Annotated in this window: 18 protein-coding genes and 3 pseudogenes; 12 read left to right on the top strand and 9 right to left on the bottom strand. The window is 70.5% G+C overall.

What is annotated here, in order from left to right; genetic code table 11:
- Positions 1–88: 88 nt before the first annotated feature.
- Together ACIQAK_RS11045 and ACIQAK_RS11040 are read right to left on the bottom strand one after the other, a co-directional pair.
- Positions 89–559, bottom strand: coding sequence for an NUDIX domain-containing protein (locus tag ACIQAK_RS11045; RefSeq protein ID WP_366388705.1), 471 nt, complete (start codon positions 557–559; stop codon positions 89–91).
- 4 nt (positions 560–563) lie between these two features.
- Complete coding sequence (locus ACIQAK_RS11040; RefSeq protein ID WP_366388706.1) at positions 564–1,304, bottom strand: helix-turn-helix transcriptional regulator; 741 nt, start codon at positions 1,302–1,304, stop codon at positions 564–566.
- 112 nt (positions 1,305–1,416) lie between these two features.
- Between ACIQAK_RS11040 and ACIQAK_RS11035 the strand changes: the two are divergent.
- The 3 genes and pseudogenes from ACIQAK_RS11035 to ACIQAK_RS11025 all read left to right on the top strand — a co-directional run bounded on the left by ACIQAK_RS11035 (position 1,417) and on the right by ACIQAK_RS11025 (position 3,716).
- Positions 1,417–1,616 (top strand): annotated as a pseudogene (locus ACIQAK_RS11035) (hypothetical protein).
- The gene (locus ACIQAK_RS11030; RefSeq protein ID WP_366388707.1) at positions 1,613–1,843 is read left to right on the top strand and encodes a hypothetical protein; all 231 of its coding nucleotides are present in this window, start codon (positions 1,613–1,615) and stop codon (positions 1,841–1,843) included. Before ACIQAK_RS11035 ends, ACIQAK_RS11030 begins: the two are co-directional and overlap by 4 nt.
- 58 nt (positions 1,844–1,901) lie before the next feature.
- Positions 1,902–3,716 carry a thioredoxin-like domain-containing protein gene (locus ACIQAK_RS11025; protein ID WP_366388708.1) on the top strand — a complete coding sequence of 605 codons (1,815 nt, stop codon included), beginning with the start codon at positions 1,902–1,904 and terminating at the stop codon, positions 3,714–3,716.
- Between the two features lie 143 nt (positions 3,717–3,859).
- Here ACIQAK_RS11025 and ACIQAK_RS11020 read toward each other — a convergent pair whose 3' ends face one another.
- The 4 genes from ACIQAK_RS11020 to ACIQAK_RS11005 form a co-directional block, all read right to left on the bottom strand.
- The gene (locus tag ACIQAK_RS11020) at positions 3,860–4,081 is read right to left on the bottom strand and encodes a DUF6458 family protein (RefSeq protein WP_030563210.1); all 222 of its coding nucleotides are present in this window, start codon (positions 4,079–4,081) and stop codon (positions 3,860–3,862) included.
- Positions 4,082–4,183: 102 nt separating this feature from the next.
- On the bottom strand, positions 4,184–5,482 hold the full coding sequence (locus ACIQAK_RS11015) for a M18 family aminopeptidase (protein WP_366388709.1): 1,299 nt from the start codon (positions 5,480–5,482) through the stop codon (positions 4,184–4,186).
- Positions 5,483–5,548: 66 nt separating this feature from the next.
- Positions 5,549–6,172, bottom strand: coding sequence for a Uma2 family endonuclease (locus tag ACIQAK_RS11010; protein WP_366388710.1), 624 nt, complete (start codon positions 6,170–6,172; stop codon positions 5,549–5,551).
- A gap of 109 nt (positions 6,173–6,281) precedes the next feature.
- Positions 6,282–8,108 (bottom strand): acyl-CoA dehydrogenase, encoded by a 1,827-nt coding sequence (locus ACIQAK_RS11005; RefSeq protein ID WP_366388711.1) that lies wholly within the window; start codon positions 8,106–8,108, stop codon positions 6,282–6,284.
- A gap of 183 nt (positions 8,109–8,291) precedes the next feature.
- Here ACIQAK_RS11005 and ACIQAK_RS11000 point away from each other — a divergent pair, with 183 nt between their 5' ends.
- The 3 genes from ACIQAK_RS11000 (at position 8,292) to ACIQAK_RS10990 (ending at position 11,106) form a co-directional block, all read left to right on the top strand.
- Positions 8,292–8,741, top strand: coding sequence for an SseB family protein (locus tag ACIQAK_RS11000; protein ID WP_365051419.1), 450 nt, complete (start codon positions 8,292–8,294; stop codon positions 8,739–8,741).
- Between the two features lie 209 nt (positions 8,742–8,950).
- Positions 8,951–9,907 carry a pirin family protein gene (locus ACIQAK_RS10995; RefSeq protein ID WP_366388712.1) on the top strand — a complete coding sequence of 319 codons (957 nt, stop codon included), beginning with the start codon at positions 8,951–8,953 and terminating at the stop codon, positions 9,905–9,907.
- Positions 9,908–10,041: 134 nt separating this feature from the next.
- The gene (locus tag ACIQAK_RS10990) at positions 10,042–11,106 is read left to right on the top strand and encodes an AI-2E family transporter (protein WP_366388713.1); all 1,065 of its coding nucleotides are present in this window, start codon (positions 10,042–10,044) and stop codon (positions 11,104–11,106) included.
- A 58-nt stretch (positions 11,107–11,164) separates the two neighbouring features.
- Here ACIQAK_RS10990 and ACIQAK_RS10985 read toward each other — a convergent pair whose 3' ends face one another.
- Entirely contained in the window at positions 11,165–13,270 is a 2,106-nt protein-coding gene (locus tag ACIQAK_RS10985; RefSeq protein WP_366388714.1) for a SpoIIE family protein phosphatase, read from the bottom strand.
- 200 nt (positions 13,271–13,470) lie between these two features.
- Between ACIQAK_RS10985 and aspS the strand changes: the two genes are divergently transcribed.
- The 3 genes from aspS (at position 13,471) to ACIQAK_RS10970 (ending at position 16,675) form a co-directional block, all read left to right on the top strand.
- Positions 13,471–15,267, top strand: coding sequence for an aspartate--tRNA ligase (gene aspS, locus ACIQAK_RS10980; protein WP_366388715.1), 1,797 nt, complete (start codon positions 13,471–13,473; stop codon positions 15,265–15,267).
- Positions 15,268–15,546: 279 nt separating this feature from the next.
- A complete protein-coding gene (locus ACIQAK_RS10975; protein WP_366388716.1) occupies positions 15,547–16,344 on the top strand; it encodes a L,D-transpeptidase family protein in 798 nt (265 codons plus the stop codon).
- Positions 16,345–16,504: 160 nt separating this feature from the next.
- On the top strand, positions 16,505–16,675 hold the full coding sequence (locus ACIQAK_RS10970) for a hypothetical protein (RefSeq protein WP_366388717.1): 171 nt from the start codon (positions 16,505–16,507) through the stop codon (positions 16,673–16,675).
- A gap of 157 nt (positions 16,676–16,832) precedes the next feature.
- Here the strand turns inward: ACIQAK_RS10970 and metG are convergent, their stop codons facing one another.
- Entirely contained in the window at positions 16,833–18,446 is a 1,614-nt protein-coding gene (gene metG, locus ACIQAK_RS10965; protein WP_366388718.1) for a methionine--tRNA ligase, read from the bottom strand.
- A gap of 117 nt (positions 18,447–18,563) precedes the next feature.
- Here metG and ACIQAK_RS10960 point away from each other — a divergent pair.
- Both ACIQAK_RS10960 and ACIQAK_RS10955 read left to right on the top strand, forming a co-directional pair.
- Positions 18,564–18,738 (top strand): annotated as a pseudogene (locus tag ACIQAK_RS10960) (response regulator transcription factor); the annotation flags it as partial.
- A 54-nt stretch (positions 18,739–18,792) separates the two neighbouring features.
- Positions 18,793–19,029: pseudogene (locus ACIQAK_RS10955) on the top strand (hypothetical protein); the annotation flags it as partial.
- Here the strand turns inward: ACIQAK_RS10955 and ACIQAK_RS10950 are convergent.
- Entirely contained in the window at positions 18,963–20,750 is a 1,788-nt protein-coding gene (locus ACIQAK_RS10950; protein ID WP_366388719.1) for a VWA domain-containing protein, read from the bottom strand. The pseudogene ACIQAK_RS10955 and the gene ACIQAK_RS10950 sit on opposite strands and share 67 nt — an antisense overlap.
- A 291-nt stretch (positions 20,751–21,041) precedes the next feature.
- On the opposite strand from ACIQAK_RS10950, the gene ACIQAK_RS10945 reads away from it, so the two are divergent.
- Positions 21,042–23,111 (top strand): PhoX family protein, encoded by a 2,070-nt coding sequence (locus ACIQAK_RS10945; protein WP_366388720.1) that lies wholly within the window; start codon positions 21,042–21,044, stop codon positions 23,109–23,111.
- Positions 23,112–23,141 lie beyond the last annotated feature (30 nt).

The following is a 23,141-nucleotide window of genomic DNA, read 5'->3' as shown; positions in this document are numbered from 1 at the left end:
AGGGTGGGGAGGGAGCACGAAAGCGGACCTTAGGGGACCGCCGGCGTATGGCATCTCCGGGTCCGTACGGGTTGACTGCCGACCGTAGCTATCCAAGGTAGGGCGTCGGCCGGTTCTCCAGGAAATGTTGGATGCGCAGCCGCTGCGTGTGGTGCATAGGCAGTTCACTCACCTCGCCCGGCTCCACGAACCGGAGTTCCGTGCTCTCATCCGAGATCGTCAGTGTCCCGCCGATGATGCGCCCGCGAAAGCACACGTTGAACTGCCTTCGCACCTCTCCGTCCGTGTAGGCGATGACGTGGCGCGGGTCTGTGTAGGTGCCGACAAGTCCCGTGATCTCCACGTCGAGCCCCGTCTCCTCCTTGACCTCGCGGACGGCCGTACCGGGCAGGGAGTCGTCCATGTCCATGCCGCCGCCTGGCAACGCCCACAGATCGTTGTCCCGGCGTCGTTGAAGCAGGATGCGGCCCTGCTCGTCGGTGACGACGGCGGAAGCCGCTACGACCAAGCTGTTGGGCAGGGGAGCGTTCGGATCGTCGTAATACTCGGTGCGTGCCATCGGCTCACCCTTCCACGGTCTGAGCTGTCTCCCACACGGAGTTGAAGCTGTTCGCGTAGGCGCCGAACACACCCCCGTCGCCACTGCGCCGAAGGTGCCAGACGGGCGCACCGTACGCGTTCACGCCCCACACGTGGGCATTGACCAACACTTGATCGTCCGCGCGGCACAGGCTGTTGTAGAGCGTTGTTCCGTGCACCCGCAGTTCAATGCCCGGTACCCCGATGAGTGGCCGGTAGTGCATCAGCGCCAGACGGCACCGGCTCTCGATCCCGTGACCGAATTTCTCTTCGCGGCCCCTCTGTTGCACGTTCTCCGCGTCCGCGTCCCCCAGAGCGATCCGGATCGTGCACCCCCCGGCGGCCCGCTCTCGAAGAAGGTCGTTCAGGCTCGGGTACGCCTCATGCAGGTACACCCCCGCGTAGACCAGTACGTCAATGAGCTTCCGCGCTTGGGCGAACAGCTCCACGTACGTGGAAACGGGCACGTCCGCCCGCTGGTCGTACAACGCCACAAGTTCCGGGCTGACTGCCCGCGCGGCGCGTGCCTGCCTGAGCGCCGGCCAGAGCGCGTGTACGTCCTCCCCCAGGGTCTCGGCAGCTTGCAGAGCTGTCGCGCGCCGTGGTGTGCGGCCGAGGTTGACCCACCGTTCCACGGATTTGGGATCTACTCCCACCGACTCGGCCAGGCTCTCGTGCGTCCATCCTCCGGACGCCATGGCAGCCCGGAGACGTTCGTTCGGCATGGCATCTCCCTTGTACGCGGACATTCCAGGGACGTTCTACCTGCTGCGGGACGTCCCGAAGTGGGAAACGTACGAGGTTCCCCCGTCCCGGCGACGGCTGGAAGATCACCTCATGAGCGAGCCCAGGACGTATCCCAGTGCACCGGTAGAACTACCGCTGTGGCCACCGGCCTTGGAGCCGACACCGTGGACGGGTGCGCCGGTTGCATGGAGTTGGCCAACGTGCGTGACCGTGCCCGTGCGGTGGGCGACACGACCACGGTGTCCGACTGCAACGTCTACATGCGACGCCACCCGGAGGGGCACCAATGAGTACGCGAACGGTGTACCGGTTCGTATCCCACACGATCCGGCACGCTCCGGAGGGCGGAGTCGTCTACGAAGCGTTCTGTACGGCTGCCGACTGCGGGGCCGACTCCGGTCCCCAGGGTGACCAGGAAGCCGCACAGGACTGGGCTCTCCGGCACGCGGGGCGCACCGGTCACGATCTCTTCCGGCGCGTCGTGGCCGACCATGGGCGGGTGACCCGCGCCGGATAGCAGGGGTCAGGGCTGGGGGAGCGCAGGAGAGAGCACCGGTAGTGGCACCCTTGGACGCATGAGCAAGCGAGCCCGCGTCCGCGCCCCTGAGCTGCAAGGGCGGTCCTGGATCAACACCGGTGGCAAGGAGCTGTCCCTCGCGGACTTCCGAGGTCGCACATTGGTGCTAGATTTCTGGACCTTCTGCTGTGTGAACTGCCTGCATGTCCTGGATGAGCTGCGGGAGCTGGAGGAGAAGCACCGCGACACCGTGGTGATCATCGGGCTCCACTCGCCGAAGTTCGTCCACGAGGCCGAGCACCAGGCCGTCGTCGATGCCGTCGAGCGGTACGAGGTCCACCACCCGGTCCTGGACGACCCCGAGCTGGCCACCTGGAAGCAGTACGCCGTCCGGGCCTGGCCCACGCTCGTCGTCATCGACCCCGAGGGCTATGTCGTCGCCCAGCACGCGGGCGAGGGCCACGCGCACGCCATCGAGAAGCTGGTCGAGGAGCTGGAGGCCGAGCACGCCGCCAAGGGCACGCTCCGCCGGGGCGACGGCCCGTACGTGGCGCCGGAGCCTGTCGCCACGCATCTGCGCTTCCCGGGCAAGGCGCTGCTCCTGCCCGACGGGGGCTTCCTCGTCTCCGACACCACCCGGCACCGCCTGGTCGAGCTGGACGCGGACGGCGAGACCGTACGGCGCCACTTCGGCACGGGGGACCGCGGGCTGAACGACGGCGGCCCGGACGAGGCCCGGTTCAGCGAGCCGCAGGGGCTCGCCGTGCTCCCGGACGGCCGTATCGCCGTCGCGGACACCGTCAACCACGCGATCCGCGCCCTGGACCTCACGACCGGGGTGACCAGCACCCTCGCCGGGACCGGCCGTCAGTGGTGGCAGGGGACGCCGACCAGCGGCCCGGCGCGCGAGGTGGACCTCTCCTCGCCGTGGGACCTGGCCTGGTTCGGTGACCGGTTGTGGATCGCCATGGCGGGTGTGCACCAGCTGTGGACGTACGACCCCGAGGACCAGGCCGTGCGCGTCGCCGCCGGGACGACCAACGAGGGCCTGGTCGACGGGGAGGCCGCCGAGGCCTGGTTCGCCCAGCCGTCCGGGCTCGCGGTCTCCGCCGACGGCGACCGGCTCTGGGTCGCCGACTCCGAGACCTCCGCCCTGCGCTGGGTCGACCGGGACGGGCAGGTGCGCACGGCTGTGGGCACCGGCCTCTTCGACTTCGGGCACCGCGACGGGGCGGCCGCCCAGGCGCTCCTCCAGCACCCGATCGGCGTGACCGCGCTGCCCGACGGGTCCGTGGCGATCTCGGACACGTACAACCACGCCCTGCGCCGCTACGACCCCGCCTCCGACGAGGTCACCACGCTCGCCACCGACGTACGCGAGCCGAGCGACGCGGTGCTGGTCGACGGCGACCTGGTGGTCGTCGAGTCGGCCCGGCACCGGCTGACCCGCCTGCGGCTGCCCGAGGAGGCCGTACGCGTCCCCGAGCAGGCGCACCGTACCCAGCGCGCGGCCACCGAGATCGCCCCGGGCACCCTCCGGCTCGACGTGGTCTTCCAGGCGCCGGCGGGACAGAAACTGGACACCCGGTACGGGCCCTCGACCCGCCTGCTGGTCTCCGCCACCCCGCCCGAGCTGCTGGCCGAAGGCTCCGGCGCGGGCACCGACCTGGGGCGCGACCTGGTCCTCGCGGACGAGGTCACCGAGGGCGTGCTGCACGTCTCCGCGATGGCGGCGTCCTGCGACGACGACCCGGCCGACGAGTACCCGGCCTGCCATGTCCACCAGCAGGACTGGGGCGTCCCCGTGCGCGTGACGGCGGCGGGAACGGCCCGGCTGCCGCTGGTGCTGGCAGGGATGGACGAGCAGGGCTGAACCACGGGCGGCGCGGGAGCCACCGGTCCAGGAGGAGAGGCCGGTGGTTCCCGCGCGTCACGTTCGGTGATGCGGTGGGACCCTGACGGGCCAGGGCCGCACCGATCCGGTGGGAACCTGACGAGTAAGGGCCTTACCGCGGGTCAGTGGTAGCGCTGCTCGTCGTCCTGGACGACCGTGGTGGTGGGCGGCACGACCATGCGCCGACGGCGGGCGATGCTCATGTAGACGAAGACCCCGATGAGGCCGACGAGCATCATGATCCAGCCGACCAGGTCGACATTGACGGTGTCCACCTTCCAGTCGGTCGCGAACGCCAGGATCGCGCCACCACCGATCAGAAGAATGCATCCTCCGAGCCCCATGATTCCCGCCTCCTCGACGATCCGGTGTATCCGGACCGGTTGTACGGGTCGGGTACCCGGCCCGGCAACAACCATGTCCGAGCCGGTCGTTGAGCGTGGCTGTCAGCCCGTCAGGAACGCCGTGAGCGCGTTGGCCAGCAGATACGGGTCGTCCGCGCCGCACAGTTCACGGGCGCTGTGCATGGACAGGATGGCGACGCCGATGTCCACGGTCTGGATGCCGTGCCGGGCCGCGGTGATCGGGCCGATCGTCGTGCCGCAGGGCATCGAGTTGTTGGAGACGAACGTCTGCCACGGCACGCCCGCCTTCTCGCAGGCGGCGGCGAACACCGCGCGGCCGCTGCCGTCGGTGGCGTACCGCATGTTGACGTTGACCTTGAGGATCGGCCCGCCGTTGACCACCGGGTGGTGCGTCGGGTCGTGCCGCTCGGGGTAGTTGGGGTGCACGGCGTGGCCGGTGTCGGAGGAGAGGCAGACCGTTCCGGCGAGGGCGCGGGCGCGGTCCTCGTAGGTACCGCCCCGGGCGAACACCGAACGCTCCAGCACCGTACCCAGGAGCGGCCCGTCGGCCCCGGTGTCGGACTGGGAGCCGTTCTCCTCGTGGTCGAAGGCGGCCAGTACGGGGATGTACGGGAGCTCGTCGTCCGGCTGCCCGGCGACGTCGGCCAGGGCGGCGGTAGCGGCGTGCACGGAGAGGAGGTTGTCCATCCGCGGCCCGGCGACCAACTCCCGGTCCCGGCCCAGGTAGGACGGCGGTTCGATGGCGTGCGGCATGAGGTCCCAGCCCGTGACGTCCTCCGCGTCGACGCCGGCCTCCTCGGCGACGAAGCGGATCAGGTCGCCCTCGGCCACCTCGCCCAGACCCCAGATGGGCTGCATGTGGCGCTGCCGGTCGAGCTTGAGGCCGTCGGTGTTGGCCGACCGGTCCAGGTGCACGGCCAGCTGGGGCACCCGCAGCAGCGCCCGGTCGATGTCGACCAGCCGGTCGGTGCCGTCCCGCAGCGAGATCCGGCCGGCCAGGCCGAGGTCCCGGTCGAGCCAGGTGTTGAGCAGCGTGCCGCCGTAGACCTCGACGGCGATCTGGCGCCAGCCGTGGGACCCGGTGTCCGGCAGCGGCTTCACCCGCAGGTTCGGGGAGTCGGTGTGCGCGCCGACGATCCGGAACGGGGTGTGCGCGGACGCGCCCTCCGGCACGTACCAGGCGATGATCGCCCCGCCGCGGAGCACGTATTTCCCACCGGCGCTCGCGTCCCAGGCGGCGGTCTCCTCGACCTGGCGGAATCCGGCCTCCTCCAGCCGGGCGGCCGCGTTGGCCACGGCGTGGTACGGGGACGGGCTCGCCGCCAGGAAGGACATCAGGTCATCGGTGTGCGCACGGTCGAACCGGTGGCGAGAACTCATGGTCTTCACTGTATCGAGGGACCTGAGTCCGGAATCCGGTGACCGGCTGGGGTACTGCCCCGGGGCCTACAGCTCGTCGATCGCGGTCAGGTCGATGTCGATGTCGTACGGGGCGGACAGCTTGAGGCGGTCGTGGTGGACGCCGGTGGAGACGTAGGTCCTGTTGACCGGGTCGAGTTCGTAGGTGATGACCATGGGGCGGTGCCCATCGCCCACCATTTCCACGAGCCAGAAGTGCTTGATGCCCGCCGCCGCGTACTTGTGCGGCTTGGTGTCCCGGTCGCGGTCCTCGGAGTCGGGGGAGACGACCTCGACGGCGAGGAGAACGTCGGCGGCCTCGTAGCGAGTCTGGAGCTGATTGCCGTCCGCCTCCGCCGACACCACCACCAGATCCGGCTCGGGCACACTCCGTCTGCCCAGGACGACCGCCATCTCCCGACGCACGCGCAGGTGCCCAGGCACATGGAGGCGCAGCCCCTGCTCCAGCAGATACATCGCCAGCGTGTGGAACTTCCGCTGCGGACTGACAAAAACCAGGCTCCCGTCGATCAGCTCCGTGTGCGGCGGGAGGTCAAGCGTGAAGAACTCGTCCACGGTGTAGCCGTCCGCAGGCGGGACCGGCCACTTGGAGCCGTCCGGCTGACGGTGCAGCGATTCGGGCAGTGCCTCGGCGGTCATGGTTCCTCCCATGGACGGGATTCCGGGCCATGCACTCAGCGTACCCAGCTGATACGACAGCGCCGCCACCCGAACGAATTCCGGGTGGCGGCGCACGTTGACGAAACAGACGAGCGATTTCCTAGAAGGACGCCTCGTCCAGCTCCATCAGGGAGTTGTCGACGCTCTCGGCGAGCGCGCGCTCGGCTGAGACGCCCGGCAGGATGTTCGCGGCGAAGAACTTCGCGGCGGCGATCTTGCCCTGGTAGAAGGCCACGTCCTTGGCGGAGGCGGTCGGCAGCTTCTCGGCCGCCACGGTCGCGCCCCTGAGGAGCAGGTAGCCGACGACGACGTCGCCGGAGGCCATCAGCAGGCGGGTGGTGTTGAGGCCCACCTTGTAGATGTTCTTGACGTCCTCGCCGGTCGCGGTGAGGTCGGTGATCATCGTGCCGACGATCGCCTCCAGGTCCACGGCCGCCTGGGCGAGCGAGTCCAGTGCGGGGGCCAGCTCCTCGTTGCCCTGGGCGCCCGCGAGGAACTTCTTGATCTCCTCGGAGAGCGTGTTGAGCGAGACGCCCTGGTCGCGGACGATCTTCCGGAAGAAGAAGTCCTGGCCCTGGATGGCCGTCGTGCCCTCGTAAAGGGTGTCGATCTTGGCGTCCCGGATGTACTGCTCGACCGGGTACTCCTGGAGGTAGCCGGAGCCGCCGAACGTCTGGAGCGACTGCGCCAGCTGCTCGTAGGACTTCTCGGAGCCGTAGCCCTTGACGATCGGCAGCAGCAGGTCGTTGAGGCCGTTCAGCGCCTTGGCGTCCTCGCCCGCGGCCTCCTTCTCCTGGATCGCGTCCTGGACGGTGGCGGTGTACAGCACGAGGGAGCGCATGCCCTCGGCGTACGCCTTCTGCGTCATGAGCGAGCGGCGCACGTCGGGGTGGTGCGTGATGGTGACCTTGGGCGCCGTCTTGTCCATGAACTGCGACAGGTCGGTGCCCTGGACGCGCTCCTTGGCGTACTCCAGCGCGTTCAGGTAGCCCGTGGAGAGGGTGGCGATGGCCTTCGTGCCGACCATCATGCGGGCGAACTCGATGATGCGGAACATCTGGCGGATGCCGTCGTGCTTGTCGCCGATCAGCCAGCCCTTGGCGGGGTGGCGGTTGCCGAAGGTCATCTCGCAGGTGTTGGAGGCCTTGAGACCCATCTTGTGCTCGACGTTCGTCGCGTACACACCGTTGCGCTCGCCCAGCTCACCGGTGGTCCAGTCGAAGTGGTACTTCGGGACCAGGAAGAGCGACAGGCCCTTGGTGCCGGGGCCCGCACCCTCGGGGCGCGCCAGCACGTAGTGGAGGATGTTCTCGGACATGTCGTGCTCGCCCGAGGTGATGAAGCGCTTCACACCCTCGATGTGCCAGGAGCCGTCCTCCTGCCGCACGGCCTTCGTCCGCCCGGCGCCGACGTCGGAGCCGGCGTCCGGCTCGGTCAGCACCATCGTCGAGCCCCACTGCTTCTCGACGGCGATCTCCGCGACCTTCTTCTGCTCCTCGGTGCCCTCCTCGAAGAGGATGCCCGCGAACGCGGGACCGGAGGAGTACATCCACACGGCCGGGTTCGCACCGAGCAGCAGCTCCGCGTAGCCCCAGATCAGGGAGCGGGGCGCGGTGGTGCCACCGATCTCCTCGGGCAGGCCCAGGCGCCAGTACTCCGAGTCCATGAAGGACTGGTACGACTTCTTGAAGCTCTCCGGGACCGGCGCGGTGTTGGTCTCCGGGTCGAAGACCGGCGGGTTGCGGTCGGCGTCGGCGAAGGAGTCGGCGAGCTCGTTCTCCGCGAGGCGGACGACCTCGTCGAGGATGCTCTTCGCGGTGTCGACGTCCATCTCCGCGAACGGACCGGTGCCGTACAGCTTGTCGCGCCCGAGGACCTCGAAGAGGTTGAACTCGATGTCGCGGAGATTCGACTTGTAGTGCCCCATGGGAAGGCTCCGTAATCAATAGCAGTGGCGCGCAGCGCCCCGGGGAGTGATGCGGGTCGGGCGACAGGCAGGCGTGGGTACAGGCAGACGCGGGTGTATCAGCTGACCTCTACGATGATGCTACCCGTCAGTAATAACGCGCAACCCCTCAAGCCGTAGATGTGTCCGATTACTCTTTGCAGCATGTACGGCTACGACCAGAACCCTGGTGCTCAGCAGCAGATGGGTCAGATGGGCGGCGGCTACGGCGAGCAGCCGCTGTATCCCGAACCCTCTCCGCCCTCCCTGGCCGACGCGGTACGGGCCTTCACCACCGGCTCCCTCTCCGCCGAGGACTTCCAGCAGATCTTCGCCACGTCGAAGGTCTACTGTCCGCGCGGTGACAACCCCGGCTTCCTGGCCCTGCACAACACGCAGCAGCCCGTGATCCCGATGTTCACCACGCTCAAGGAGCTGCGGCTCTACGCGGGCAAGGAGTCCAAGTACTTCGTGATCACCGGCGCCGAGGTGATCGACCTGCTGCCCACGGGGTACGGCTTCGTCCTGGACATGGAGGGCGATCACCGGATGGTCTTCGACGCCAAGGCGGTCGAGCAGATGGTCGACTTCGCGATGCGTCGTATGTACGGGTAGGTTCCGGGCTCGTGGGTCGCTGACCTGCGAGTTCATCGTCCGGGCCAGGGTCCGCGCCAGGGGTGGCGCGGACCCTTTGTGCTGCTGGAAGTGCTGGCGGAGGTACTGCCCGCAGTGCCCCTGAGCGCGGCGGGAACGGCGCACGCCTTGCAGGATGTTCATCATTCAACTAAATTCGTTCCAGAAGATCCCGCCCGGAGGTGGCTCCCATGCCCGCAGTGACCGTCGAAAACCCGCTGACCCTGCCCAAGGTGGCCGCTTCGGGTGACGCCGCGGCCCGCCCCGTGCTCGCCGTCACGACGGCGCCGAGCGGATTCGAGGGCGAGGGCTTCCCGGTCCGCCGCGCGTTCGCGGGGATCGATTACCAGCACCTCGACCCGTTCATCATGATGGACCAGATGGGTGAGGTGGAGTACGCCGCCGGCGAGCCGAAGGGCACCCCCTGGCACCCGCACCGCGGCTTCGAGACCGTCACGTACCTGATCGACGGCAGCTTCATCCACCAGGACTCCAACGGGGGCGGCGGCACCATAGAGAACGGTGACACCCAGTGGATGACCGCCGGATCCGGGCTGCTGCACATCGAGGCACCGCCGGAGTCGCTCGTCCTGTCCGGCGGGCTCTTCCACGGCCTCCAGCTCTGGGTGAACCTGCCCAAGGCCGACAAGATGATGAACCCGCGCTACCAGGACATCCGTGGCGGCGAGGTCCAGCTCCTCGCCTCCCCGGACGGCGGTGCGCTGCTCCGGGTCATCGCCGGTGAGCTCGACGGGCACCAGGGGCCGGGCATCACCCACACTCCGATCACGATGATCCACGCCACCGTGCGGCCCGGCGCCGAGGTGACCCTGCCCTGGCGTGAGGACTTCAACGGCCTCGCGTACGTCCTGGCCGGGCGCGGCACGGCCGGCGAGGAGCGCCGCCCGATCCGCCTCGGACAGACCGCGGTGTTCGGCAGCGGCTCCTCGCTGACCGTCCGCGCGGACGAGAAGCAGGACGGGAACACCCCGGACCTGGAGATCGTCCTCCTCGGCGGCCGGCCGATCCGGGAGCCGATGGCCCACTACGGCCCGTTCGTGATGAACAGCCAGGCCGAGCTGAAGCAGGCCTTCGAGGACTTCCAGGCCGGCCGCCTCGGGACCGTCCCCGCCGTCCACGGCATGTGACGACCCCCTCGTACGCGTACGGAGCGATCCTTTCGTGCGCGTACGGAGCCCGCCGGGCCCCTCATGTGACGACCCGTCACCCGTACGGTGGCGGCGGGCGGGCCGGCCGGCGCGCGCCGTGATCGGCTGGGAGGGTGCCTGCCTCCCAGCCCCTTCTGCCCGACGGCGCCCGCCGCGCGGCCGCCTGGTGCGGTGTCGTCCTGCTGGTCGCGGGGGTCGCCGCCGTCGCCGTCTGGCTGGTCGTCACCCTCAAGACCGCGGTCACGCCGGTGCTGCTCGCCCTCCTCGGCACCGCGCTGCTCGGCCCCGTGCACCGCTGGCTCATCGCCCGTGGGCTCAACCGGTCGCTGGCCGCCGGGCTGACCTGTGCGGCGCTCGTCGCGGTGGTGGGCGGGGCCGGGTACATCGTGGTCACCGCCCTCATCGACAGCGGTGACCAGATCGTCCGGTCCCTCAAGGAGGCCGGTCAGTGGGTGATCGACCACCTCGACATCGCCGGCAGCTCCGACGTCGACGACCTCGCCGACAACGCCGGGAACCTGATCGGCAAGTTCGGCGCGAGCGCCGCGGGCGGTCTGCTCAGCGGGATCAGCCTGGTCGGCACGCTGGTGGCGACCGGTGTGCTGGCCCTCCTGCTGACCTTCTTCTTCCTCCGCGACTCCGACCGGGCGGCGCACCTCGCGCACGCGGTGGCCCCGCGGGGCACCGGTGACCTGGTGGAGGCCATGGGGCGGCGGGCGTTCGAGGCCGTCGAGGGCTTCATGCGCGGCACCACGTTCATCGCGCTGATCGACGCCGTGTGCATCACGGTGGGCCTGCTGATCCTGGACCTGCCGGGGGCGGTGGGACTGGGCGCGCTGGTCTTCGTCGGTGCCTACATCCCGTACCTCGGGGCCTTCATCTCCGGCGCCGTCGCCGTGCTGGTCGCGCTGGCCGACCGGGGGTTCGTGATCGCGCTGTGGGTGCTGGGGGTGGTGCTCGCGGTCCAGCTGCTGGAGGGCCATGTGCTCCAGCCGGTGATCCAGAGCCGTACGGTGCAGATGCACCCGGCGATGATCATGATCGCGCTGACGGCGGGAGCGGGCGTCGCCGGACTGATGGGCATGCTGCTCGCCGTCCCGATGTGCGCGGCGGCCGTCGGCGTCCTGGGTGAACTACGCAGGCGCTCGGGAGACGCTGTCGGCCCGTCCGGCGTTTGAGGACGGAACCCCCGCGAGGGAGACCCCGCCCGCCCGGAGCCCCCGCACCCACCCGGGCCTAAACCTCCGCCCCACCCGCCTCGTACAGCTCGAACCAGATCGACTTCCCCTCCCCCCGCGGATCCACCCCCCACGCGTCCGCCAGCATCTCCATCAGCACCAGCCCCCGGCCGCTGGACGCCATCTCCCCGGGCCGCCGCTTGTGCGGCAGCTCGTCGCTCGCGTCGGCCACCTCCACCCGCAGCCGCCGCTCCCCGCGCTCCCCCGACACCTGCGCCACCATCAGCGCGTCCCCGTCCGTGTGGACCAGCACATTGGTGGCCATCTCCGAGACCATCAGGACGGCCGAGTCGACCTGCTCGGGGTCCTTCCAGTCGTGCAGCAGCTCCCGGACGAGCTGCCGGCCCACCGCGATCCGCTCGGGCTCGGCCTGCGCGATCGTCAGGACACTGCGCCGGGTCGGCGTCTGCGGCGCCCGGGTGCTCGCACGGCGCAGCACCAGCACCGCGATGTCGTCCTCGCGCCGGTCCGCGAGCGGCCCGGTCGTGTAGTGCGAGGTCGGCCCGTGCACGGCCTGGACCAGGGCGTCGGCCATCTGCTCCAGATCCTCGGTGGGCTCCTCAAGGACCGGGCGCAGCCGGGTCCAGCCGGAGGCCATGTCGTGGCCGCCGGTCTCGATGAGGCCGTCCGTGCAGAGCATGATCGTTTCTCCGGGTTCCAGGACGACCCGGGTGGTGGGGTAGTCGGCGTCCGTCTCGATGCCGAGCGGCAGCCCGCCCGCCGTCTGCCGGATCACCGCGGTGCCGTCGGCGCTCACCACCACCGGGTCGGGGTGGCCCGCGCGGGCGATGTCCAGCGTTCCGGTCTCCGGGTCCACCTCGGCGTACAGGCAGGTGGCGAAGCGCGACGCGGCGGGCTCGTCGTCGCCCGCCACACCTTCGTAGGCGTCGGTCAGCCCGGAGAGGAAGCGCGAGGCCCGGGCCAGCACCGCGTCGGGACGGTGGCCCTCGGAGGCGTACGCGCGCAGGGCGATGCGGAGCTGGCCCATCAGTCCGGCGGCCCGCACGTCGTGGCCCTGGACGTCGCCGATGACCAGGGCGATCCGGCCGCTGGGCAGCGGGATCATGTCGTACCAGTCGCCGCCCACCTGGAGCCCGCCGCCGGTCGGTACGTACCGCGCCGCCACCGTCATGCCGGGGATGTCCGGTCCCAGCGTCGGCATCATCGAGCGCTGGAGCCCGAGCGACAGCTCCCGTTCGGTCTCCGCGACCCCGGCCCGGGCCAGTGCCTGGGCGAGCATCCGGGCCACCGTGGTGAGCACCGCGCGCTCGTCGGGCGAGAACCCCACCGGATGCTGGAACCCCGCCATCCACGCGCCCATCGTGCGGCCGGAGGAGACCAGCGGCAGGTACGCCCAGGACTGCCGCCCGAAGCGCCGGGCGAGCGGCCAGGTGGCCGGGTAGCGGCGGCGGTACTCCTCGGGGGAGGGGAGATAGATGGCGCGGCCGGTGCGGACGACCTCGGCGGCCGGGTAGTCCGTCTCCAGAGGCATGTCGGTGAAGGGTTCCTCGTCCCCCGGGCTCTGGCCGTGGTGGCCGATGATCGTCAGCCGCTCCCCGACGGAGCCGAAGACCGCGAGCCCGTCCGGGGAGAAGCCGGGCATGGAGAGGGACGCGGCGACCCGCAGCACCTCCTCCGTGGACCGGGCCTCCGCCAGCGCCCGTCCGGCGTCCAGCAGGAACGCCTCCCGGGACCTGCGCCAGTCCCCGGTGATCGGCGTGTGGGGGCCGGACGAGCCCAGCTGGGGCTCGGCGACCTCCTGGAGCGTGCCGATGAGCAGGTAGTTCTCCGCGTTCCCGGCCGCGTCGACGACCGGCTTGGAGCGGCTGCGTACGGTACGCAGCACCTGCCCCCGTTCGTCCACGATCCGCAGCCGGGCCTCGGCCAGGGTCCCCTCGGCGACGGCCAGGTTCACGACCCCGTAGATCTCGTTCCAGTCGACCGGATGGAAACGGGAGCGCACCGCCGCCTCCCGGTAGCTGCCGGACTCGGCGGGCAGGCCGAGCAGCCGGGCCGCCTCCGCGTCGAGCGTGACCGTGCCGGCTGCGTTGTCCCAGCGCCACAGGCCGGTCGCGATCGCGGCCAGGACGTCCTCGGTGCGCATTGCCCCACTTTAGGAAGATGTGCTCGCCGTACGCCACCGAGGGGACGCCGAGTGCGAACGTTGTCCGGTGTGGCTCGTCGGCGTACGGCCGGTCCCCGGCGGGAGCGGGCGGGAAAGGGAAATGAAGAGGCCCCGTGCCGGGCGGTAGCCTGGGGTGGCTCAATCCACCACCCCGAACCGCGAAGACTGGATGAACGACGATGCATCGGTACAGGTCCCACACCTGCGGCGAGCTCCGCGCCTCTGACGTCGGCACCGACGTCCGGCTGAGCGGCTGGCTGCACAATCGCCGAGACCTGGGTGGCATCCTCTTCATCGATCTGCGCGACCACCACGGTCTGGTGCAGCTCGTCGCCCGCCCCGGCACCCCCGGCAACGACGCCCTGGCGAAGCTCACCAAGGAGACCGTCGTCCGGATCGACGGCAAGGTCTCCGCACGCGGCGCCGACAACGTCAACCCGGAGCTGCCGACCGGTGAGATCGAGATCGAGGTCACCGAGGTCGAGGTGCTCGGCGAGGCCGGGCCGCTGCCCTTCACGATCAACGCCGAGGACGGCGTCAACGAGGAGCGGCGCCTGGAGTACCGCTTCCTCGACCTGCGCCGCGAGCGCATGCACCGCAACATCATGCTGCGCTCGGCCGTGATCGCCTCCATCCGCTCCAAGATGGTGGCCCTCGGCTTCAACGAGATGGCGACCCCGATCCTCACCGCGACCTCGCCCGAGGGCGCCCGCGACTTCGTCGTCCCGTCCCGGCTGAACCCCGGCAAGTTCTACGCCCTGCCGCAGGCCCCGCAGCAGTTCAAGCAGCTGCTGATGATCTCGGGCTTCGACCGCTACTTCCAGATCGCGCCCTGCTTCCGCGACGAGGACGCCCGCGCGGACCGTTCGCCGGGCGAGTTCTACCAGCTCGACGTCGAGATGTCGTTCGTCGAGCAGGAGGACGTCTTCCAGCCGATCGAGAAGCTGATGACCGAGCTCTTCACCGAGTTCGGCAAGGGCCGCGAGGTCACCTCGCCGTTCCCGCGCATCCCGTTCCGCGAGTCGATGCTGAAGTACGGCAACGACAAGCCGGACCTGCGGGCCAAGCTGGAGCTCGTCGACATCTCGGACGTCTTCGCCGACTCCGGGTTCAAGGCGTTCGCCGGCAAGCACGTCCGCGCGCTGCCCGTCCCGGACACCGCCGGCCAGTCCCGCAAGTTCTTCGACGGCCTCGGTGAGTACGCCGTCGAGCACGGCGCCAAGGGCCTGGCCTGGGTGCGCGTGGGCGAGGACGGCACGCTGGCGGGACCGATCGCCAAGTTCCTCACCGAGACCGATGTCAAGACGCTCACCGAGCGCCTCTCGCTGGTCCCGGGGCACGCGGTGTTCTTCGGGGCGGGCGAGTTCGACGAGGTCTCCAAGATCATGTCGGTCGTCCGGGTCGAGGCCGCCAAGCGCGCCGGCCACTTCGAGGAGGGCGTCTTCCGGTTCTGCTGGATCGTCGACTTCCCGATGTACGAGAAGGACGCGGAGACCGGGAAGATCGACTTCTCGCACAACCCCTTCTCGATGCCCCAGGGCGGCCTGGCCGACCTGGAGGAGAAGGACCCGCTGGACATCCTCGCCTGGCAGTACGACATCGTCTGCAACGGCATCGAGCTGTCCTCGGGCGCCATCCGTAACCACGAGCCCGAGCTGATGCTCAAGGCCTTCGAGATCGCCGGGTACGACCGCGAGACCGTCGAGCACGAGTTCGCGGGCATGCTCCGCGCGTTCCGCCTCGGCGCCCCGCCGCACGGTGGCATCGCCCCCGGCGTCGACCGCATCGTGATGCTGCTCGCCGACGAGCCCAACATCCGCGAGACGATCGCCTTCCCGCTCAACGGCAACGCCCAGGACCTGATGATGGGCGCCCCGACCGAGCTGGACGAGTCCCGGCTGCGCGAGCTGAACATCCAGCTGCGCAAGCCGGTCGCGGCGAAGGGCGCCTCCGAGAAGCCCGCCGCCGACAAGTAGGCGCCGCCGCGCCGCTTCGCCGTGGCGGATGTTTCACGTGAAACAGCCCCCGATCACCCGATCGGGGGCTGTTTCGTCGTGCTCACGCAGGAGCTGAAGACGGCCGGGTTCGTCGCGCGGGCTCGCAGAGCTCCCCGGCGGCCGGGCGACGCCGTACAGCCGGATGGCCCCGGATCGGGTTCGGCCGCGCCGGGACCGGCAAGGACTGGCACCGAGACACCCCTCTCGCACCGCGTGCCGCCGCCACGCCGTCCGCCGTCATCCGAGGAGCCCGCCACCGTGTCCGTCCCGCGCCGCCCGCCCGCCCTGCTCACCGCACCGCTCCTCGTCCTGGCCCTGCTGCTCGCCGGCACCGGCTGCACCTCCGGCACCGCGCCCGCGAAGGCCCCGGTGGGGGCCCCGGGGAAGGGTGCGGCGGGCCCGGAGTCCGACGCCGCCTCCGTACACCGGGAGTCGGCCGCCGCCGAGCCGGCGCCGAGCCCCGCGGAGATCCCGGGCCTGGGGCCGCTGACCCGGGCGGAGATCCCCGAGGGGGCCCGGCAGGCGTTCGTCGTCGCCGGGGAGGACGAGGACGCCCATCGGTCCAGCGCGGTGCTGTACAGCCGCGAGGACCTGGCGCGGGGGTGGGTGGCGGTAGCCGGTCCCTGGGACGCCCACAACGGCATGGAGGGCTGGACCGACCATCATGTGGCGGGCGACCGGAGGTCCCCCAAGGGTGTCTACTCCCTCACCGACGCGGGCGGTCGGCTCCCCGACCCGGGGGCTCTGCTCCCGTACGACGAACACCCCCGGTTCGCGGTGGACGGCGAGGGGTTCTTCGGGGAGCCCCTGGAAGGCTCGTTCGACTACGTCGTCGCCATCAACTACAACCGCACGGCGGGGGTCACCCCCCTGGACCGCCACCGCCCCCTCGGCCTCGGGCGCGGCGGCGGCATCTGGATCCACGTCGACCACGGCGGCCCCACCCAGGGCTGTGTCTCCATCCCGGAGGAGCGCATGGAGGAGCTGCTGCGCACCCTGGACCCGGAGCTGGACCCGGTGATCGTGATGGGGGACGCGGAGACGCTGGAGCGGTGATCTGGGCTACGGGCGGGGGCCCTTGCTTCGTACGCTGAGGATGTTGCCCGGTACAAGTGACTCGGTACAAGTGGCCCGGTGACCCGGTGACCCGGTGACCCGGTGGCCCGGTGGCCCGGTGGCCCGGTGGCCCGGTGACCCGGTGCAGGAGGAGGTCGTCGTGAGCGTGGTCGAGGACCGCGTCCTGACGCAGGACGTCTTCGAGGAGCTGGCCCGTAGCGCCATACGCGCGGAGGAGGTGCTGCGGCTGGAGTTCGTGAACGGGAAACTTGGGGTCAAGGGGTCAAGGTCCACTCGCAGCCCGACGGTGTGCGCTACGAGCAGGTCGTGACGGTGCCGTACGGCAAGACCGTCACCCTCCCCGACCCGGTCGGGATCGAGCTGGACACCGAGCGCTCAAGAGCTGGGTGCGCTGACCCGACGCCGTACGAACGGAGCCCGGGACCAGTGCTCGTGGTCCCGGGCTCCTCACGTACGTACGGCGGTGGCTACGCCGGCTTCTCCTCCAGGCGCGGGAACAGCACCGCGCCCTTCGTCACCGTCGCGCCGACGGGCAGGACGCCCCAGGTGCCCGCGTCCTGGACCCTCTGGTCGGCCAGCGCGCCCAGGGACTCCTCGGCGCCCAGCGACTCCCACAGCTGCTGCGAGGTGTCCGGCATCACCGCGTTGAGCAGGACCGCGACCCCGCGCAGCGCCTCGGCGGCCGTGTACAGGATGGTCGCCAGGCGGGCCTGGCCCTCCGGGGTGGTGTCCTTGGCCACCTTCCACGGCTCCTGCTCCGTGATGTAGCCGTTGACCTGCTTCACGAAGTCGAAGACCGCCAGGATGCCGGACTGGAAGTCCAGCTCCTCGCCGATCTTCCGGTCGGCCGTGGCCACCGCCTTCGCCAGACCCTCCTGCACGGCCCGCTCGGCGTCACCGGCGGCCGTGGCCTCCGGCAGTGCCCCGCCGAAGTACTTGCCGACCATGGCCGCGACGCGCGAGGCGAGGTTGCCGTAGTCGTTGGCCAGCTCGGAGGTGTAGCGGGCGGTGAAGTCCTCCCAGGAGAACGAGCCGTCGCTGCCGTACGCGATCGCCCGCAGGAAGTACCAGCGGTAGGCGTCCACGCCGAAGTGCGAGGTCAGGTCCTGCGGCTTGATGCCGGTCAGGTTCGACTTCGACATCTTCTCGCCGCCGACCATCAGCCAGCCGTTGGCGACGACCTTGCCGGGGAGCGGCAGGCCCTGCGCCATCAGCATCGCGGGCCAGATCACCGAGTGGAAGCGGAGGATGTCCTTGCCGATCAGGTGCACGTTCGCCGGGAACGTACCGTCGAACTTCTCCTGGTTGGCGCCGTAGCCCACGGCCGTCGCGTAGTTGAGGAGCGCGTCGATCCAGACGTAGATGACGTGCTTGTCGTCCCAGGGCACCGGGACGCCCCAGTCGAACGTCGAGCGCGAGATCGACAGGTCCTGCAGACCCTGCTCGACGAAGTTCACGACCTCGTTGCGCGCCGACTCGGGCTGGATGAAGTCCGGGTTCGCCGCGTAGAACTCCAGCAGCTTCGGGCCGTACTCGCTGAGCTTGAAGAAGTAGTTCTCCTCCTTGAGGAGCTCCACCGGCTTCTTGTGGATCGGGCAGAGCTTCTGCCCGGCGAACTCGCCCTCGCCGTCGATCAGATCGCCGGGGAGCTTGTACTCCTCGCAGCCCACGCAGTACGGGCCCTCGTACCCGCCCTTGTAGATCTCGCCCTTGTCGTACAGGTCCTGCACGAACTCCTGCACACGGTCGGTGTGCCGCTTCTCCGTCGTCCGGATGAAGTCGTCGTTCGCGATGTTCAGATGCTCCCAGAGGGGCTTCCACGCCTCCTCGACGAGCTTGTCGCACCAAGCCTGCGGAGTGACGTTGTTCGCCTCGGCCGTGCGCATGATCTTCTGACCGTGCTCGTCCGTGCCGGTGAGGTACCACACCTTCTCGCCGCGCTGGCGGTGCCAGCGCGTGAGCACGTCGCCTGCGACGGTCGTGTAGGCGTGGCCCAGGTGAGGAGCGTCGTTGACGTAGTAGATGGGGGTCGAGACGTAGTACGCCGTCGCCCCCTGCTTCTCGGATCCAGTGGCCGCCATGGTCGAAATCCTAACGGCCCGATCAAGATCCACTCACATCGATAAACCGGCCCCGTGAGTGCGCGGAGGAGTCCCCTCCGGTGGAGAGCTTTGCGAAACGTCCCCTTCCGTCATCACCGACCGGTCGCCTCCGGCTCGCGCACCAGGATCCTGATGCTGACCGCCTCCGGCGCCAGGACCGGGTCGCCGGGCTCGACCTCGGGCCGACGACTACGTCAGCGAACCCTTCGAGTTCCCCGAGCTGGTCTCCCGGGTCCGTGCCCCGCGTCGGCGCGGCGCCCGGCCCGTACCGGGCGCCGGCTACGCCCCGTGAAACGGCTGCCCGGCGCGGCGCGATCGGGCGGTCCGAGGGGGCGGCGGAGGCGGGGCCGGCCCGTCGAACCTGTCGGCCGGCGCGGTGGCGTACGACGTGCCGGGCGGTTCGGTCACGGCGGTCCCGGGCCCGGAGGGCGGCGGTCACGGCGGTCCCGGGCCCGAGGGCGGCGGTCTCGCCGTGACCGTACGGCTGCCGGTCGATCAGCCCTCGGAGCGGGTCTCGCGGGCCGTGATCCAGGTCGGCAGCCCGGCGAGGAGCTCCCGGTAGAGCTCGGCGTCCGTGATCTCGCGCGGGGCCGGGCCGGCGTGGAAGAACGCGGCGTTGGGGGCGCCCAGCTTCCGCAGGAAGTCGAAGCCCTTGCCGTCCTGCTCGCCGAAGCCGACGAACTGGAAGAACAGCGGCAGCCGTGCCGCGTCCGCCAGCGCCTGGCGGGCGAGCTGCTTGGCGTCCGGCGGGCCGTCCGTCTGGAAGATCACCAGGGCCGGGGTGGTGGCCTGCGACTTCTCGTGGTGCGCCACGATCTCCTCGACCGCGCGGTGGTAGTTCGTCCGGCCCAGACGCCCGAGCCCCGCGTTCAGCTCGGTGACACGGCCCTCATGGGCGGCCAGCTCGATTGTTCCGGTGCCGTCGATGTCGGTCGAGAAGAAGACGACGGGCACGGTGGCTTCGACGTCCAGGTGCGCGGCGAGCGCGACGGCGCGGTCGCCCAGGTGCTGGGCGCTGCCGTCCTTGTAGAACGGGCGCATGGAGCCCGAGCGGTCCAGCACCAGGTAGACCCGGGCGCGGAGCCCGGCCAGCCCGTGCGCCTTGAGCGCCACCTGCGCCGCCTTGTACGGGGCGACGAGCTGGGGTGCGCGCGCGGTGACGCGGGCGAGGGTGGTGGCGGGCCTGGGAGTGGGGGTCGCCTTGGTCGCCGCGGGGGTTGTGGGGGTTGTGGGGAGTGCGACGGGGGGCGCGGGGGTTGCGACGGGGGTCGCGGGGGGTTCGGCGGTCGCGGCGGCTTCGTCGACCTCGGCGGCTTCGTCGAACTCGGTGGGGGCCGCGGTCGAGGGGGCAGCTGCGGGGGCGGGGATTGCTCCCGTTTCCGGGGCTGCTTCCCGAGTGGGTGCGGCTTCCGCTTCCGGTTCGGGCGCGGACTCGGGCGTCGACTCGGGCTCCGGGGCGAGGTCGAAGTCGAAGTCGATCGTGATCGGGTCCAGAGTCGGGATCGGCTCCGGGGTCGCGGCCGGTGCCGGAGCAGCCTCCTCCGCCTTCTCGGGCTCGGCGGCGGGCCCGTCCGTCGTGACGGGCTCCGCGGCCTTCACCGGCTCCGCGGCCTTCACCGGCTCCACGGCGGGCTCATCCGCCGTGACCGGTTCGACGACCGGCTCGGCCTTCGGCTCCGCGACCGGCCCGGGGACGGTCTCCGCCACGGGTTCAGCCTTCGGCTCCGCGACGGTCTCCGGCATCGGCTCGGCCTTCGGCTCCGCGACGGTCTCCGGCATCGGCTCGGCCTTCGGCTCCGCGACGGTCTCCGGCACCGGCTCGCCCTTCGGCTCCGCGACGGTCTCCGGCACCGGCTCGCCCTTCGGCTCCGCGACGGTCTCCGGCACCGGCTCGGCCTTCGGCTCCGCCTCCGCATTCGCCTCCGGACCCGACCCCTGCGCCGGAACGGTCGGTGAGGGCTTCGCCGGAGCGGCGGGCGCCTTGTCGAAGGCCGCGGCCACCAGGTCCGCCGCACCGGCCTCACCGTCGGTGGTCTCCGCGACCGGCGAAGCCGGGGCCGGAATCGACGCCTTCGGCTCCGGAACCCTCGGCTCGGACGTCTTCGGCTCCGACGAATTCGGCTCGGACGTCTTCGGGTCCGACGGGGACCCGGCCGCCGAAGTGGTCTCCGGTCCCGGCTCCGTGGACTGAACGCGCTCGGCCTGGGGCGGGACGGTGGCCGTGGTCGGCTCGTCCTGCTCCGTGCGGCCGAACACCTTACGCAGCAAGCTCCGAATGCCCATGGGCGAGGCCTTTCGCATGAGTTGGGTGCGGGGAATGTCCGACCGGGGCGTTTTCATCCCTGGCCAGGACGGATACGTAAGGTTAGCGGCCGGATCCGGCCGTTCGCCGGTCCGGCCCACCCGGGCGTCAACCGAGCCGCAACCGATCCCGGACCGAGTCCGGGGCCGTACCCGCGGACGGCCAAGGGAACAGCGGTGGCCCGGACTTCACCCGCCGTTCACCGGGAGTCCGTCGGACCGCGTGCGGGCGCACCTACCGTCACGCACGAGACACCGACGGAGGGAATCCACGTGCGTAACCTGCTGCCGCTCATCAGCTCCCACCCGGGCGGGCGGTCCGCGCTGACCTGCCGCTTCCGCTGCGGGGACGCCTGCTTCAAGGAGACGCCGAACACCAGCGACAACGAGTACGCCGACGACATCATCGCCCGTGCGGTCTCGCGCCGCTCGATGATGCGCGCGGCCGCCGTGGTCACGGTCGCCGCGGCAGCCGGGACGGCCGCGCTGACCGGCCCGAACGCCCCCCAGGCGGCGGCAGCCGCGCTCACCGGGCACGGCCACGAACCGGGCCCGCCGCACAAACCCGCCCGGTCCGGCGCCCGGGGCCTGCGGTTCTCGCCGGTCGCGCCGAACAAGGACGACAAGGTCACCGTCCCCGACGGCTACAGCCAGAACGTGGTGATCCGCTGGGGCGAGCCCATCCTGCGCGGGGCACCCGCCTTCGACCCGGACAAGCAGACCGCCAAGGCGCAGGCGGGCCAGTTCGGTTACAACAACGACTTCCTCTCGCTCCTCCCGCTCCGCGGTGAGCACGGCCGCCAGGTCCTGGTCGCCAACCACGAGTACACGGACGAGATCCTCATGTTCCGCGGCTACGATCCGGCCAACCCCACGCGCGAGCAGGTGGAGATCGCCTGGGCCGCGCACGGACTCTCCGTGGTCGTCGTCCAGGAGGAGCACCGCACCGGCAAGCTCGGCCCGGTCAACCGTCACCCGCTGAACCGCAGGCTCACCGCTACGAGTGAATTCCGGCTCACCGGACCGGCCGCGGGAAGCGCTCTGCTGCGTACCTCCGCCGACCGCACCGGCCGCAAGGTGCTCGGCACCCTCAACAACTGTGCGGGCGGCACGACTCCGTGGGGTACCACGCTGCACGGCGAGGAGAACTTCAACCAGTACTTCGCCAACGGCACCACCGACATGCACAAGCGGTACGGGATCGGCTCCACCGCCACCGAACGCAAGTGGGAGCGGTTCGACCGGCGGTTCGACCTGGCGCAGGAGCCCAACGAGGCCAACCGTTTCGGCTGGGTCGTCGAACTCGACCCGTACGACCCGGACTCCACCCCGCGCAAGCGGACCGCGCTGGGCCGGTTCAAACACGAGGCCGCCCAGCCCCGGCTGACCTCGGACGGACGTCCGGTCATCTACATGGGTGACGACGAGAAGTTCGACTACCTCTACAAGTTCGTCTCCAGCAAGCGGATGAAGAAGGGCAACTCGCGGGCCGCCCGCGAACACAACCTGACGCTGCTGGACGAGGGCACGCTGTACGTGGCGAAGCTGACCGGAGACTCGCCGTCCGCCGAGATCGACGGCACCGGGAAGCTGCCCACCGACGGCGAGTTCGACGGCAGCGGCGTCTGGATCCCGCTGGCCACCGGCACCACCTCGCACGTGCCGGGGATGACCGCCGACGAGGTGTACGTCTACACGCGGCTGGCCGGTGACAAGGTCGGCGCCACCAAGATGGACCGGCCCGAGGACGTCGAGCCCTCGCCGCGCACCGGCCGGGTCTACGTGGCGCTCACCAACAACTCCGACCGGGGCAAGGCGGGCAAGGCCGGGGCGGACGAGGCGAACCCGCGCAACGCCAACAAGCACGGGCAGGTCCTGGAGCTCGCGGAGAACTGGGACGACCCGGCGGGTGACGGTTTCGCCTGGCGGCTCTTCCTCGTCGCGGGCGACCCGAACGACCCGGCGACCTACTTCGCGGGCTTCCCCAAGGAGAGCGTCAGCCCCATCTCCTGCCCGGACAACGTGGCGTTCGACGACCACGGCAACCTGTGGATCTCCACGGACGGCAACCAGCTCGGTTCGCACGACGGCCTCTTCGGCGTCGCTACCCACGGCGACCGGCGCGGTGAGCTGAAGCAGTTCCTGACCGTCCCGACCGGTGCGGAGACCTGCGGCCCGGTCATCCAGGACCGCCGGGTCCTGGTCGCCGTCCAGCACCCGGGCGAGATCGACGGCGCCTCGGTGGAGAAGCCGGCGAGCACCTGGCCGGACGGGCCCGGGAAGATCGTCCGCCCCTCCGTCGTCGCGGTCTGGCGCAAGGACGGACGCGACATCGGCGTGTGACCCCGGCCCGCCCCTCTCGTGGTGGGGCCG

This window comes from Streptomyces sp. NPDC088706 (assembly GCF_044752765.1).
Lineage (GTDB): Bacteria > Actinomycetota > Actinomycetes > Streptomycetales > Streptomycetaceae > Streptomyces.
This window is presented reverse-complemented; position numbering and strand designations above follow the sequence as displayed.

Bases quoted from the DNA above. Each gene is read 5' to 3' on its own strand.
- ACIQAK_RS11040 (WP_366388706.1), bottom strand. From the start codon at position 1,304: ATGCCGAACGAACGTCTCCGGGCTGCCATGGCGTCCGGAGGATGGACG.
- ACIQAK_RS11030 (WP_366388707.1), top strand. From the start codon at position 1,613: ATGAGTACGCGAACGGTGTACCGGTTCGTATCCCACACGATCCGGCAC.
- ACIQAK_RS11015 (WP_366388709.1), bottom strand. From the start codon at position 5,482: ATGAGTTCTCGCCACCGGTTCGACCGTGCGCACACCGATGACCTGATG.
- ACIQAK_RS11000 (WP_365051419.1), top strand. From the start codon at position 8,292: ATGTACGGCTACGACCAGAACCCTGGTGCTCAGCAGCAGATGGGTCAG.
- metG (WP_366388718.1), bottom strand. From the start codon at position 18,446: ATGGCGGCCACTGGATCCGAGAAGCAGGGGGCGACGGCGTACTACGTC.
- ACIQAK_RS11045 (WP_366388705.1), bottom strand. From the start codon at position 559: ATGGCACGCACCGAGTATTACGACGATCCGAACGCTCCCCTGCCCAAC.
- ACIQAK_RS10950 (WP_366388719.1), bottom strand. From the start codon at position 20,750: ATGGGCATTCGGAGCTTGCTGCGTAAGGTGTTCGGCCGCACGGAGCAG.
- ACIQAK_RS11010 (WP_366388710.1), bottom strand. From the start codon at position 6,172: ATGGGAGGAACCATGACCGCCGAGGCACTGCCCGAATCGCTGCACCGT.
- ACIQAK_RS11005 (WP_366388711.1), bottom strand. From the start codon at position 8,108: ATGGGGCACTACAAGTCGAATCTCCGCGACATCGAGTTCAACCTCTTC.
- ACIQAK_RS10985 (WP_366388714.1), bottom strand. From the start codon at position 13,270: ATGCGCACCGAGGACGTCCTGGCCGCGATCGCGACCGGCCTGTGGCGC.
- ACIQAK_RS11025 (WP_366388708.1), top strand. From the start codon at position 1,902: ATGAGCAAGCGAGCCCGCGTCCGCGCCCCTGAGCTGCAAGGGCGGTCC.
- ACIQAK_RS10995 (WP_366388712.1), top strand. From the start codon at position 8,951: ATGCCCGCAGTGACCGTCGAAAACCCGCTGACCCTGCCCAAGGTGGCC.
- aspS (WP_366388715.1), top strand. From the start codon at position 13,471: ATGCATCGGTACAGGTCCCACACCTGCGGCGAGCTCCGCGCCTCTGAC.
- ACIQAK_RS11020 (WP_030563210.1), bottom strand. From the start codon at position 4,081: ATGGGGCTCGGAGGATGCATTCTTCTGATCGGTGGTGGCGCGATCCTG.